Origin of the sequence: Acinetobacter sp. NBRC 100985 (assembly GCF_000241225.1) — a bacterium.
GTDB classification, from domain to species: Bacteria; Pseudomonadota; Gammaproteobacteria; order Pseudomonadales; family Moraxellaceae; genus Acinetobacter; species Acinetobacter venetianus.
Genome location: NZ_BAEB01000021.1, coordinates 285,852 through 300,134, shown reverse-complemented (window position 1 = coordinate 300,134; position 14,283 = coordinate 285,852). Strand labels below are relative to the sequence as shown.

Below are 14,283 nucleotides of genomic sequence, written 5' to 3'. Positions count from 1 at the left end.
TTTGCAATGAAATATTCAATGTATTTTGCCTTTCTCAAGCATGAAAATCAAAACAAAAGATGTCGAAATAAAAAGGCAAACCATCATTTCAGATGGTTTGCCGCGCACTAATTATTATAATGTTTATTCGACCCTCTATTTCTCACTCATGCCTATCGTATTATTTTTATTTAATAGAGGGTCTTTTTTATTATTTTTTTATTCTCTTATTATTATGAGAAAAATCTAGAAAACCAATTCTTCCCTTTTTTCTTTTCATTTTCTTTAATAATACCCATCATATTTTCTTTAACTGCACCCACATAATCAGCATCATCATGACGGATATGATTAATCAGCCATTTTGATAGTACTTCATGCAATTCAGTATCAATGTTATGTCCTAATTCAAAACGCTCACGATATGTCTCTATCTTCTTGATAAATAAGTCATGAACACGTTTATGTGGAACGCGATATTTGTAGTTCGCCTCTTCTTGAAGACTTTCTTCAAAAGTAAAATGAGACTGAGTATAGTCAATAATATTGTCTAAAACACTTTTCATTTTCATACGATCATTGGAGTGCTTTAAATCAGCAATTTCATTAATATAATCTAGAATACGTCGATGTTGATCATCAATAACCTCGATTCCTGTATTATATTCGACAGACCACTTCATCCCCATATCGAACCCCAAACCAACACTTTATATTGAATAAGAGCATAATATCTACAAAGTGAGTAAATAAAAACACAGCGTTTTTGTCAGATTTTAAGTATTTCCAATTAAAATAAATTAACCTATTGTTTTATATTTATTTAAATATTTTCACCAATCAAAACACTCAAGTATTTTTTAACCAATAAGAAAAATTATCTCTTTAATTTTATTGAAATATGTATAAAAAATACAACTTTAGTAGCATAAGAAAATAATATGCAGACTATTAATTAGAGTTATATGGAAATTAATATTGATCAGCTTTGGTTACTCTTTTTAATGATGGGTTTTCAGCTTCTCTTACAAGTCGCTCAATATGAGTTAAAGCGTGTTTTATTGATTTACCATCTTGAAATAAAATCATTTCACCTGGCTGATACGCTGTCCATGCTTCATTATGCGTCAATGGCTCTGTTGTAATGACAGCAACTCTGTCTTCAGGTGTTGTCACTTCACTAAAGTCGACCTCAACGTCTAAATCAATGAGATGCGCATGCTGAAAAGGATATTCCCGTACTAACCAATGTAGCTTCGTTGTCGCATAACTAAATAAAGCTTTGCCATTCGACAAACAGAAGTTAAAAGTTCCATGCTCAGCTACTTGCGGTGAGATACGTTCTAATAAAGAAAATATTTGCTCCAAGCTCGGCTCAGTGTAGCCAAACTCCTCAACCAATTGATCAAGCAAAAAGCAAAAAGCGAGTTCACTATCAGTATTACCAACAGGTTCAAAGCGACCACTTAATTTTGGATCAAAATTATGTAAATCACCATTATGTGCGAAAATCCAATGTCTCCCCCATAACTCTCGCAGAAATGGATGAGAATTTTCTAAAGTAATCTTACCCTGCGTCGCTTTTCTGATATGTGCGATGACATTACGAGACTTGATTGGATAATTACGCACTAAGTCTGCAATTGGGGATTCAACAGCTGATTGATTATCGACAAATAAGCGACAAGCTTTATCTTCAAAGAATGCAATCCCGAACCCATCACAGTGATCAGACGTCACACCAGCTCGTTGAGAAAAACCACGAAAAGAGAAGGTAATATCTGTTGGAGTAGCGCAATTCATTCCTAATAGCTGGCACATATCTATAATCTTTTTAACATCTTCGCCTATTGTGCATGAGGTTTCGATGTATTGTAAATCTCAATATGTGCTCACTATAGGATTGAGAACGATATATGCTTATCGTTGCACCATCTTATTCATTACAAAAGAAGTAGCAATCTTATTTACTTCTAAAAAAACAAAATAATCTAAACATTTAAAATGCTCATCATAGAATGCTTCTTTAGATAGTTTTGACTGCATCCCCAAATAAGTTTGGAACAATTTCGGCATACGCTCATCTTGAGGGAAACTGAAATCAGGACGTACTGGCTCAAACGCATGCTTTGAACGAATATCGATGGTTTGATGATCTGCCAACTGTTGAATCTGGCGATGAGTGTAATAAGTACGAGCCAAATTGTCTTCTAGATGAATGCTGACGCAACCCATCAAGTATTTTGCACGCATTGACCAAAGTACTTTTGGTGCTAAATTCAACCATAACATCGACAATGCTTTACCAGAGCGAAAACGTGGATGTACGCAGGTACGCCCAATTTCGAGAACATTCGGTAAATGTGATAACTGAGGAACGATTTCAAACTCTTTTGCACTGTAGCTCTGGCTAATTTCATGACCTTGGAATAATTTAAGGCGTGTATAAGCAACAATCTCACCAGTCCACTTCTCACGTAACACAGCGTGTTCACAACCAAAATCGTAAAGATCCTGATCTAAACCATCTTCAAATGACATACCAAATTGATGAGCAAATTGCGTTGCTCTAAAACGTTGTACTTCTTGTAATTCTTTTAAGTTGTCCACCCATTCAAAACGGAATTGATTTTGAGCTGGTTTGTGGCGTAAAGGTAAAGTCAATGTCTGACGATATTGATTTAGTTTTTCTAGCATAATGAAAGCTCCTTATGGCTAGATTTACCTTAAATCCCTTAAATGACAGTGCAATGACTAAAACATGAACAGGTCATGACAAAAAAAGACCTACTAGAGGTCTCTTTTGAAATCAATATAGTGAATTAATGTTTCACTCGATTGGTAATCAATGTACCCACACCATGATCAGTGAATATCTCTAATAAACTTGCATGTGGCACACGACCATCAACAATATGTGCACTCACAACACCACCTTTCACAGCATCAAGCGCACAACCGACTTTAGGAATCATGCCACCATAAATCACACCTGTATCGATTAGACGATCAACTTCTTGAGTTGTTAAACCTGTTAATAGGTTTTTATTTTCGTCTAAAACGCCAGTGATATTGGTAAGTAGAATAAGCTTCTCAGCACCTAATGCTTCAGCAACTTTACCCGCGACAAGGTCAGCATTGATGTTATAGGTATTACCGTCCTCATCGACACCTAATGGTGCGATCACAGGGATAAAATCACCTTGAGTAAACATTTCTAATACATCAGTTTTTACACCTGTAACCTCACCCACCATACCTAGATCAATTTGCGAAATTGAACCATCAGCTTCCTGTTTTTCCATTAACAGTTTACGCGCACGAAGTAAATTACCATCCTTACCCGTTAAACCAATTGCACGACCACCATGTTTATTGATCAAATTCACGATTGATTTATTGACACTACCGCCCAACACCATTTCAACTACTTCCATCGTGGCTTGATCTGTAACACGCATACCATCAATACGGTCAGACTCTTGACCTAGACGCTTAAGTAATGAATCGACTTGTGGGCCACCACCATGTACTACGATTGGATTTAAGCCCACTGTTTTTAACAGCACGATGTCACGAGCAAAAGAGCTTTCTAACTCAGGATCAGTCATTGCGTTGCCACCATATTTTACAACCAGCGTTTTACCTGAAAAACGTTGGATATACGGCAAAGCTTCAATCAAAATTTTTGCTTTATCAATGCCGATATGCTCGTGTGGCATGTGACTCTCCTTCATTAAGCCTGTGCGAGTTCTTGTGCAATCAATGGATACTGTGGTTGCAACATAGAAACAAATTTCTGGCGGATTTCAACTAAGCGGTCAGGATGATCTGCATCAAAACGAACAGTAAAATACTCGCCAGTATTAGATGCTCGAATAATGCCAAAACCATCATCAAAATCAAGTCTTACACCATCGATTTTACTGATACGAGCACCTAAACGATGACTTAAAATTTCAACGTCACTCAAAACTTGCTTTGGATTGATATGATGCGTGCTGATATATGTGTCTTCGGTACAGTATCTTTCTGGGTAAACTGAAAGTAACTCAGCTAAGCTTTTAGCATCAGATTGAGTCAAATACTCCATAACGCGTAACGCAGCATATAATCCATCGTCATAGCCATAACCGCGTCCATCGTTAAACACATAATGCCCTGCATATTCACCGCCAAATACAGCTTCACCTTGCGACTGCGATAAATACGCGCGTAAAAAACTACTACCTGTTCGGATCATTTTCGCGTGTCCCTCAAGCTGCTGAACTGTATCAGCGACCATACGAGAGCATTTCACATCAAATACGATTTCTTTATGTGGATGTTGTTGCAAACACATCTGGGCAAATAAAGACAATAAACGATCAGGACTAATGATATGTGCCAGCTCATCCAATAAAACCACTCGATCTCCATCGCCATCTAAGGCAATACCAAGATCGGCTTTCTCTGACAGAATGGTTGCTTGTAATTGTGATAAATGTTCGGCATGCGAAGGATCTGGTGCATGATCTGGAAAGTGCCCATTTGCCTCACAACGCAGCGCGATCACTTCGCAACCTAACTTTTCCAAAACAAGCTTTGCACACCGCCCAGCAGAGCCATTCAAACCATCTAAAACAACTTTTAATGGTCTTGTTAAGTGAATATCACTGAGTAAAGAATGTTGATATTGCAAGCAATACTGCGGAATGATTTTATGGAGGAGACCATCAACTAAAGGACTATTGAGCTGATTCTTAGATATTTGAGCAAGATGTCCGACATGTTGAATCATTTCAGGACAAGGTGGCTCTCCTTTTAGAATCCATTTAATCCCATTATCAGATTTTGGATTGTGACTTGCTGTCACCATGATGCCATTACCACCAAAATCTCGGGCGATGTAATACATCATCGGTGAAGAACAGCACCCTATATTGGTTATAGCTATTCCTTGTTGTTCAAATATCTGTTGAATGATATTTGCATAAGTTGGACTGGTTAAGCGTGCATCATAACCAATGACAATATGGTTTTGCTCACTTTTTTTATATTGATCTGCTAATGCATAAGCAATTGAGCAAATCACTTGAGGTGTTAAATTGCTAAGTTTTCCACGGATATCATAAGCACGAAAAATATTCAGAGGAAATGTATGTTTTATATTCACAGCAAGCCCCTATTTCTTATAATCATAGATGATTCAAAAACCAAAATTGTTTAGAAATTAATTAACCCTTATTCAGTTAAATTAAAATAATTAATCTGCTGCTTTTTAATATATATTTGGTTAACAATCAATATGAGAAATGCAATATCTCATAGGAAGATATTGCATTGATATAGATAAAAGCTTAATAAACTTATTGTTTTCCTGTGTGACCGAAACCACCAGCACCACGCTCAGTCGCAACAAACTCATTCACTTGTTCAAACTCGGCTTGTATTACAGGAACGAGTACATATTGTGCCAAACGCTCACCTGGTTCTAAACGGAAGGTATTTTGCCCACGATTCCAAACAGAAACCATAAGCTCTCCTTGATAATCAGAGTCAATTAAACCAACTAAGTTACCTAACACAATACCATGTTTATGACCAAGACCTGAGCGAGGTAAAATTAAACCAGCAAAATTTGGATCTTCAATATAAATTGCTAAACCAGTTTTAACTAAAACCGTTTCACCCGCAGCAATTTCAATCGCTTCTTCCAAACATGCACGTAGATCCAAACCAGCTGAACCATTCGTTGCATAAGAAGGCATCGCCCACTCTTGGCCTAAACGCTTGTCTAATACTTTTACTTGGACTTTCATTACAACTTCCTACTTACAATTTTTTAACGTTTCAATAAAGCTTTTAAATTTGCGAGATATTGCTGAGCCTGTTCTTTCGGATCTATATTTGGCGCAAGTTTCTTTTTGCGTCCATGCCATTCCAACTCATCTTGTGGCAACTCATCCAAGAATCGACTTGGTGTCATTTGACGCATTTGACCACCATTCTTACGCTGTTCAGCTAAAGTAATAGTCAAACCTTGTCGCGCACGTGTAATCCCCACATACATCAATCGACGCTCCTCCTCGATGGTTTCCGAGGCAATTGAGTTTTTATGTGGCAATAACTCTTCTTCTAAACCGATCATATACACATAAGGGAATTCCAACCCTTTCGCAGCATGTAAAGTTAATAAGTTAACTTTATCAGTATCTTCCTCTTCCTGTTGCTGCTCAAGCATATCTAACAAAACAAGTTTACGAATGACACTTTCAATATTCTTCTCATCAACATCGTCTGTACGATTCAATAAGTTTTGGATGCTGGTGTATAAACTTTCGATATTGTCTATTTTGGTTTTTTCTTGTGCAGGCGTCGCAGCTTGTTCACGAACGTAATCGATATACCCTGCTTCATTGATCATCTGACGAACTTTTGGAACTGGTTCATCATCATCAAGTAACTCGCGCGTAAATGTTGCAATAAAGTCTGCGAACTCATGCAATTGTGTGGCAGCTTTCTTCGGTAAAACCATCGATAAACGTTGATCCGAAGATGCTGTTAATAACGACAAAGTATTTTCTTGGGCAAATAACCCCAACTTTTCAAGCGTTACAGGGCCAATCGCACGTTTTGGCGTATTAATAATTCGTAAAAATGCACTGTCATCTTCGGGGTTGATGATCAAGCGTAAATAGCTCATCACATCTTTAATTTCTGCGCGTGCGAAGAAAGATTGCCCGCCAGAAAGTTTATAAGGAATTTGCATTTGGCGAAGTTGTGTTTCTAAAACACGTGCTTGGAAGTTACCACGATATAAAATCGCATAATCTTTCCAATTTTTCCCATTCATCAATTTATGTGTGATGAGATCCTTAACAACACGCTCGGCCTCATCATCATCATTTAAACAAGTAATAATACGGATGGTCTCGCCATGTCCTTTATCACTCCACAGCTTCTTATCAAAAATATGTGGATTATTTTCAATAACAGCATTGGCTGCTTTTAAGATTCGGCTGGTTGAACGATAGTTTTGTTCAAGCTTAATCACTTTTAAGTTATGGAAATCATCTTTCAACAACGCCATATTTTCAGGTTTTGCACCACGCCATGCATAAATGGATTGGTCATCATCACCAACGGCAGTAAACTGCCCCATAACACCAACCAACAGCTTCACTAAGGTATATTGTGCTGTGTTGGTATCTTGATATTCATCGACCAGTAAATAACGCACACGATTCTGCCATTTATCGCGCACTTCAGCATTTTCTTGGAGTAAGCGTGTTGGCATCACGATCAGATCATCAAAGTCTACAGCGTTATATGCACGTAAATTGCGCTCGTAGAGTTGGTATAAATGTGCAAGTTGTACATCTTCAACAGTTTCACAAGTTGAGTGTGCCTGTTCTGGCACAACCAAGTCATTTTTCCAATCTGAGATTTTCTTCATTGCTTTCGCAATAAGCTCTTTACTCTCTGCCCCGGACATATTGTCACGTTGCATCAAATCCATCAGGATTCGTTTACAGTCATCCGCATCTAGAATCGAAAAATTATTTTTAAGCGGTAAATGTTTTAGTTCTATACGTAATAAATTCAGACCAAAGGTATGGAAAGTAGAAACAGACAAACCTTTTGCTTCTTCACGAGAGAGTAATTTACCAACACGCTCTTTCATCTCACGTGCTGCTTTGTTCGTAAATGTCATTGCTGTAATACGATGTGCTGGAATACCACACTGTTGCACTAAAAAAGCAATCTTTCGGGTAATAACAGAAGTTTTACCTGAACCTGCACCTGCAAGCACCAACAATGGCCCCTGAACATATTTCATGGCTTCAAGTTGCTTGTCATTGAGTTGACTGGCAGATGACATTAATAATACCTCTCTCGTTTCCGAGCCTTATTTTTCGAGCACAATTATAGACATCTCTTTTTTAGAATCCCAATAGTAAATCTTGGGATATGTATAAATTATGATGTCTTATGCAATTGCTACGCCACAGTTTGTCGCGAGATTCTAAAAGCCATAAAAAAACCACCCGAAGGTGGTTTTTAGAAATCAGTAAAAATTACTGTTTTGCATAAATGCTGATTTCAACACGGCGGTTTTGCTCTTTACCAGCAGCAGTCGCGTTAGAAGCGATTGGGTTAGAAGAACCCATACCTTGCGCATCAATACGGCTGCTTGAAATACCTTGACCAGCTAAATAAGTTTTAACTGATTGAGCACGCGCTTGAGATAATGGAATGTTGATTGAGTCATTACCAGTATTATCTGTATAACCTGTTACAAGAATCGCGCTCTTGTTATCTTCAGCTAAAACTTGTGCAACTTTGTTTAAAGTGCCGTAGAAGTTAGGTTTGATATTTGATTTGTTAGTATCAAATGTAATGCTACCAGGCATAATCAATTGAACAGAACCATCTGGATTACGGCCTACATCAACGCCAGTACCTGCCATTTGCTCACGTAATTTTTTCTCTTTGTTATCGAGATATAAACCGCTCGCACCACCAAGAATCGCACCAATTGCAATCGCACGGTTATTTTGGCTGCTGCTACCGTTGTTAATACCCTTAGATACACCATAACCTGCTGCTGCACCAATTAATGCGCCTAAAGCAGATTTGTCGTATGAAACACCACCAATATCATTACCCTGACCGCTCATTGTTTGGCAACCAGAAAGTACCAATCCAGCCCCTACGAGTGTTGAAATTACTAATGCACGCATTGCGTAGCTCCTGTCTATGTATTTTGTTGTCTTGGTAAATAATGAAGTAGAACTTTGCGCTAGACCATTGATATTTTGTTAATAATAAACACTTTATTTATATTTTTGTAATATTTTGATGCACTTTACTTGAAGGTATCATCACACTTCCTCCATGTTCGACCAATTATGAACTAAAAATGAATTTAGCGACTCGGGTCACAAAACAAGTCATCAGATAATAGATCTGTTCCATATATTGAGTTTTCACCTATTTTGCACAGAAAAACTCGCTTAAATGATTTAAATATATAAAAAATGTCAACATCTCTAAATATACAGTTGTATTTCAATCTCTGTTGTTTATAGTTGGAACATCTTTATTAAAACATCTGCACTCAAGGCTCGATTTATGACTAACGCAAATAAAAAAGCGTCCTTATTGCAAAAAGTAAGCAAAGGACTCACCGTCAGTTCAGTGATCACTGGAAGTACATTTTTGCACGGTCCTCCAGTTCTAGCTTTGGGCTTCACTAAATTCTTTAAAAAATCAAAAAAAGTCGATGAAACCAATATCCAGTTAGCAAATAGCTGGATTGGCATTAACAATCAATTAATTGAACACGTCTTACCAAATCTAAATTGGGACATCACGATTGATGAAAAACTCGACCTGAATTTACAAGGTCGCTATATGATGATTTGTAATCATCAGAGCTGGGTCGATACGACGGTTAATCAATATTTTGGTTTAAAACGTATGCCACTCACCCGTTTCTTCACCAAATGGGAACTTATTTTTATTCCTTTTGTAGGGCAAGCCTTCAAGATTTTGGGCTTCCCAATGATGAAACGTCATACCAAGGCTCAAATTGCAAAGAATCCAGAACTTAAGCATCGTGATATGCTCGAAGCACGCAAAGCTTGTGAACAGCTATTAAGTCAACCTTTTACTTTATTAAACTATTTAGAAGGAACACGCTTTACGCCTGAGAAACATGCTCAACAGCAATCGCCATATCAAAACTTATTAAAGCCTAAAGCAGGTGGATTGGCCTTGGCATTGAATATCTTGGGAGATAAAATCGATTCTCTCGTTGATATGACCATTGTTTATCCAAATGGTGCACCAGGTTATGGCGATTTTTGGTTAGGTGGCGTATCAGATATTGCTGTCGATTTACGTAAAATTGATATTCCAGATTGGGTTCTCGGTGGTAATTACGAAGACGATCCAGTTTATCGTGAACGGTTCCAAAAGTGGGTAGATCAAATCTGGACTGAAAAAGATCAACTCATTACTCGCATGAAATCCAGATACAACCAGTAATTTATTAAGGGATTAAATAGAAGTATGGCCCAGCAGGACTCTGATCAAAACTCTAAATATAACTATGTAAATCCGAGCAGTAAGTTTTTTAAACTGTTCCTTGTCTATGACATTTTCATGGTCTTTATTATTGTTTTTAACCTGTTCTGTTTGGGCATGAACTTCTTTCTCATGAGCAATATTGGAGCGTGGTTTTTTAATACCATCCAGCTCCCAAGTGTTCTTGAGTTTTATCGTACACACTTACATCCGTGGGTCATCATCACAGAAGCGTGGTTTATTATCTTTTTAATTGCTGAGCTTGCCGTACGTTGGTTTCTTGCAATTGTCCAAAAGCATCATGCGCGTTGGTGGTTCTTCCCTTTTATTCACTGGTACGAGATCATTGCGATTATTCCGCATTTCCGTTTTTTACGTTTATTCCGCGCTGGTATTATTGCTTATCGACTACACGAGCTGGGTTATAAAGTTGTTCCTGACAATCTTCGAATCAAAGCACTCTTTTACTATCGTGTCGTAATGGAAGAGCTTTCCGATCGTGTTGTGATTACCGTGATTGATGGTATTCGACATGAGCTGGATACAAGCTCAAGTCATAAAAAGATTATTCATGACTTAGTAGATCATCATCGACAATTATTCACAATAACACTCGCTTCGATGTTGCAAGAGTCGCTTGCTGTCGCATTACAACAACAAGAACCTGCAATTAAGCAAAAAGTCGGCCTGATTGTGAATCAAGCAATTGAGGATACGCCTGAACTTACCCAATTATTACGTCTAATTCCAATTGTTGGTGGGCGCATCGAACAACAAATTCAAAGTATAGGACAACGCTTAGGTGAAAATATTAGCGCTGGTTTAATTGAACCATTTATCGCAGGTTCACCACAAAAACCAAATGAAAGTTATCAGCTGATTGCAGAGAAAGTGAGTGAGTTAAATATCGACAATCATTACTTGGAAGAATTGGTTGAATCCGTCGTATATGAAAGCCTTGAAGCTATTCGAAAACAAGTAAAAGTAAAACAATGGCAGCAAATGTTAGAAGAACATGATCAATTGGATAAAAAAGCAGAATGATTACAAGAAAAATTACCAATCGTGCTAGAGAATTCGTGTAATTTGTTCTAGCATTTGCTTTTATTTACAACATGCTTTAACACAATAGAGCGCTTAAAAAGCCCTGAAGGATAAATTATGGCTGATATACGGATTACGGGCAGAATGGTGAATTTTAGTCGACTGACTTTCGACACAAATGACCATACTGCAATCCGCCAGCAACTTAGCAACACACTCAGCGAAGGTTCTTATTTAGGAACTTTAGTCATTATTGATAGTACAGTTGAGCAAGAACTGATTGCCTTAATTCAGCTTTTGATTGATTTAGGCTTACAACCAATGGCTGTGATTGATGGGATCCTGGGCGAACAAGCACGCGCGATCCAGTTCCCTGTACTTCCAGCAGACCAACCGCTACAAAGAATCAAAGCATCTAAAGAGCAAGTCGTTGAGCATGTAGCAGAGAAACCTTCAGAGAGTTCTGCAATACAAACACCACAAAAAAATACATCGAATACGCATATCACCTCTTATCATGATGAGATTTTGCGTACAGGCCAATGTTTGGTTCAAGATCAAGGCGATATCATCCTAAATGCTGGCATGAATAGTGGTTCAGAAGTGATTGCGTCTGGAAATATTCACATTTATGGTAATGCTCGTGGTAGAGTCATTGCAGGTGCAGGTGGACATACTTCAGCGCGTATTTTTTGCCACTCGCTTGAAGCTGAACTTGTCTCTATTGCAGGGACTTATTGCGTAGCAGATGATATTCCAAAAGATATGATCAAAAAGTCTGTACATATTTATTTAAATAACAAGCAAGAGCTTGAATTTGAAGCTTTACAGTTTTAATTTATCAGATTAAACACCAAAAAAGCCCTTTTAGGGGCGTATGACCATAAATAGGAGTGGATTCGGTGGCCAAAATTGTTGTCGTAACGTCAGGCAAAGGTGGTGTAGGTAAAACTACAACAAGCGCATCTTTTGCAACAGGGTTAGCCCTACGTGGTCATAAGACTGTTGTGATTGACTTCGATGTAGGTTTACGAAATCTTGATTTAATCATGGGCTGCGAACGCCGCGTAGTTTATGACTTTGTAAATGTCATTAATAATGAAGCACGCTTACAACAAGCGTTGATCCGTGATAAAGATATTGAAAACTTATACATTCTCCCAGCTTCTCAAACACGCGATAAAGATGCGTTAAGTGATGATGGTGTAGCACGTGTAATCGACGAACTTTCTCAAGAATTTGATTACATCATCTGTGACTCACCTGCGGGTATTGAACGTGGTGCTATTTTAGCCATGTATCATGCTGATGAAGCAATCATTGTAACGAACCCTGAGATTTCATCAGTTCGTGACTCAGACCGAATCATCGGTATGCTAGACAGCAAAACTAAAAAAGTTGAACAAAACGAAGGTCGTATCCGTAAGCATTTGTGTATTACACGTTTCAACCCAGAACGTGCTGATAAACAAGAAATGCTCACGATTGATGATATTTCGAAAGATATTTTACGAGTGCCGACATTGGGTGTTATTCCAGAATGTCCGAGCGTACTTCAAGCATCTAACGAAGGTAAGCCAGTTATTCTTTATTCAGAAACTAAAGCTGGACAAGCCTATGATGACTTAGTGGCTCGCTTCCTTGGCGAAGACCGCCCATATCGACACATTGAAGTACAGCCAAAAGGTTGGTTAGCTAGACTATTTGGAGCGTAATTATGGCAGGATTCTGGAGTAAACTTTTTAGCAGTGATGAAAAACCATCAAGTGCACAAACTGCCAAAGATCGCTTAAAAGTTATTGTTGCATCTGAACAAGGTCTAGGTCGTCGCCTAAGCCAAGATAAAATTGACCAAATGAAGAAAGAAATCATGCAGGTCGTAAGCCGTTATGTACGCGGTGTTGATGAACAGCATATTCAAATGCAAGTTCGTTCAGAAGCAAATATCGAAATGTTAGAAATGAATATCAATTTACCTGAAGATCGATAGAAGTTTTTTCATTAGCGAACTTTTGTAAATAAAGGCAGAATATACAGCAGAATTTTAAAAGTATTACTTTTCTAATCCCTCCCTACTTGAAGCCTAGCTTCTCGTCCTGCGGCAGGGAAAAGCGATGCTTTTCTAGTCCTGCCTCATATTTTGCCTTTATTATTTTATAAGACAGAGGAGATTGTCATGGCATTATCACAGCCAGCAACTTTCAACGAAGAATGGTCAGATGAGCGTGTGTTTGCCTACCTCAACCAGCTTCCTCCAACTGGCGTCAATGCTGACTTTCATGTGCTTTACCATGCATTTAAACATATGCGTCCAAATGACTATGAACGTTTATTAACAAAATTCTTAGCTGATGGTCGTGATCTGAATGCAACGAATCCTGAAGGTCAACGCATCCATGATGTTATTGCACAGTTCCCTCGTCAAAAAGATGGATTCTTAGAAGTTTTAGCAAAATTTGCTTAATTCAGCTTCATCAAAAAAGCCTGCATCGTGCAGGCTTTTTATTTTGCAATTATCGACTACCAATCAGATACACACCTAATAAGGTAAAAATCCCACCAGAAACGCCATCAATCCATTTTGCAAAGTTTTGATAAGCAGCTCTAAATGTAGGTAATGAAAATACAAAAGCAACCACCAAAAACCATAACAAGGTTTCTACAGCGATGATAATAAAAAGTAATGAATGATGTTGATCAAACAGTGGGTTTGCAAGGAATAATGAGAATACACTGCCAAAATAAATGACTGCTTTTGGATTTGATAAGTTCGTCAATAAACCTTTCATAAAAAACAAATAAGGCGACTGTGGTAATACCATTTGTTTTACAGTCTGCTCACCTTTTGAAAATGCCGAACGGAGCATCTGATAACCTAACCAGCATAGGTAGAGACCACCCGCAATTAAAAGCCCTTGCTTCAACCAAGCCATTTTTTCAAAAATAATATTAAGACCCATTAATGCTAGAAGTGACCACACCATTGCGCCTAAACAAATGCCAAGTGCAACAAGTACAGCATCTTTACGTGAACGGCTGATTGCAGTTTGAGAAACTAAAAAGAAATCTGGACCGGGGGTGATGAGCGCACAAAAATGAATAAAAATTAGTGTACATAATGCGACTAACATGGCTCACCCTTCAACTTGAGTTTTTGAACGATAAGCTTAAATAATAAGCGTGATT

The 14,283-nt window shown here is 38.0% G+C and carries 15 protein-coding genes; 6 read left to right on the top strand and 9 right to left on the bottom strand.

Annotation, left to right across the window (positions count from 1 at the left end; all coding sequences use genetic code 11):
• Window positions 1–212: 212 nt before the first annotated feature.
• The 8 genes from ACT4_RS07965 to ACT4_RS07930 form a co-directional block, all read right to left on the bottom strand.
• Window positions 213–668: a bacteriohemerythrin gene (locus tag ACT4_RS07965; RefSeq protein ID WP_004881051.1), complete on the bottom strand. Its 456-nt coding sequence runs from the start codon at window positions 666–668 to the stop codon at window positions 213–215.
• Between the two features lie 283 nt (window positions 669–951).
• Window positions 952–1,800: a class II glutamine amidotransferase gene (locus ACT4_RS07960; RefSeq protein ID WP_007481247.1), complete on the bottom strand. Its 849-nt coding sequence runs from the start codon at window positions 1,798–1,800 to the stop codon at window positions 952–954.
• A gap of 99 nt (window positions 1,801–1,899) precedes the next feature.
• Window positions 1,900–2,676 carry a GNAT family N-acetyltransferase gene (locus tag ACT4_RS07955; RefSeq protein WP_004881056.1) on the bottom strand — a complete coding sequence of 259 codons (777 nt, stop codon included), beginning with the start codon at window positions 2,674–2,676 and terminating at the stop codon, window positions 1,900–1,902.
• Window positions 2,677–2,801: 125 nt separating this feature from the next.
• Window positions 2,802–3,701, bottom strand: a complete 900-nt coding sequence (gene argB / locus ACT4_RS07950) for an acetylglutamate kinase (RefSeq protein WP_004881059.1) — start codon at window positions 3,699–3,701, stop codon at window positions 2,802–2,804.
• A gap of 14 nt (window positions 3,702–3,715) precedes the next feature.
• The gene (locus tag ACT4_RS07945; RefSeq protein ID WP_007481246.1) at window positions 3,716–5,134 is read right to left on the bottom strand and encodes a phosphomannomutase/phosphoglucomutase; all 1,419 of its coding nucleotides are present in this window, start codon (window positions 5,132–5,134) and stop codon (window positions 3,716–3,718) included.
• 193 nt (window positions 5,135–5,327) lie between these two features.
• Window positions 5,328–5,780, bottom strand: a complete 453-nt coding sequence (gene dut, locus ACT4_RS07940; RefSeq protein ID WP_007481238.1) for a dUTP diphosphatase — start codon at window positions 5,778–5,780, stop codon at window positions 5,328–5,330.
• Between the two features lie 23 nt (window positions 5,781–5,803).
• Window positions 5,804–7,843 (bottom strand): DNA helicase Rep, encoded by a 2,040-nt coding sequence (rep, locus tag ACT4_RS07935; protein ID WP_007481236.1) that lies wholly within the window; start codon window positions 7,841–7,843, stop codon window positions 5,804–5,806.
• Between the two features lie 196 nt (window positions 7,844–8,039).
• The gene (locus ACT4_RS07930) at window positions 8,040–8,705 is read right to left on the bottom strand and encodes an OmpA family protein (protein WP_004881069.1); all 666 of its coding nucleotides are present in this window, start codon (window positions 8,703–8,705) and stop codon (window positions 8,040–8,042) included.
• A gap of 391 nt (window positions 8,706–9,096) precedes the next feature.
• Between ACT4_RS07930 and ACT4_RS07925 the strand changes: the two genes are divergently transcribed.
• From ACT4_RS07925 to ACT4_RS07900, 6 genes are all read left to right on the top strand, one after another.
• Entirely contained in the window at window positions 9,097–10,014 is a 918-nt protein-coding gene (locus ACT4_RS07925; RefSeq protein ID WP_007481233.1) for an acyltransferase, read from the top strand.
• A gap of 24 nt (window positions 10,015–10,038) precedes the next feature.
• The gene (locus ACT4_RS07920) at window positions 10,039–11,097 is read left to right on the top strand and encodes a hypothetical protein (RefSeq protein ID WP_007481231.1); all 1,059 of its coding nucleotides are present in this window, start codon (window positions 10,039–10,041) and stop codon (window positions 11,095–11,097) included.
• A 117-nt stretch (window positions 11,098–11,214) separates the two neighbouring features.
• Window positions 11,215–11,934: a septum site-determining protein MinC gene (minC, locus tag ACT4_RS07915; RefSeq protein ID WP_007481229.1), complete on the top strand. Its 720-nt coding sequence runs from the start codon at window positions 11,215–11,217 to the stop codon at window positions 11,932–11,934.
• Between the two features lie 65 nt (window positions 11,935–11,999).
• A complete protein-coding gene (gene minD, locus ACT4_RS07910) occupies window positions 12,000–12,812 on the top strand; it encodes a septum site-determining protein MinD (protein ID WP_004881075.1) in 813 nt (270 codons plus the stop codon).
• Window positions 12,813–12,814: 2 nt separating this feature from the next.
• Window positions 12,815–13,087 (top strand): cell division topological specificity factor MinE, encoded by a 273-nt coding sequence (minE, locus tag ACT4_RS07905; protein ID WP_004663449.1) that lies wholly within the window; start codon window positions 12,815–12,817, stop codon window positions 13,085–13,087.
• A gap of 186 nt (window positions 13,088–13,273) precedes the next feature.
• Complete coding sequence (locus ACT4_RS07900; protein WP_007481225.1) at window positions 13,274–13,561, top strand: PA4642 family protein; 288 nt, start codon at window positions 13,274–13,276, stop codon at window positions 13,559–13,561.
• Between the two features lie 49 nt (window positions 13,562–13,610).
• Here the strand turns inward: ACT4_RS07900 and rhtC are convergent, their stop codons facing one another.
• Window positions 13,611–14,228: a threonine export protein RhtC gene (gene rhtC / locus ACT4_RS07895; RefSeq protein WP_004881080.1), complete on the bottom strand. Its 618-nt coding sequence runs from the start codon at window positions 14,226–14,228 to the stop codon at window positions 13,611–13,613.
• Between the last annotated feature and the right edge of the window lie 55 nt (window positions 14,229–14,283).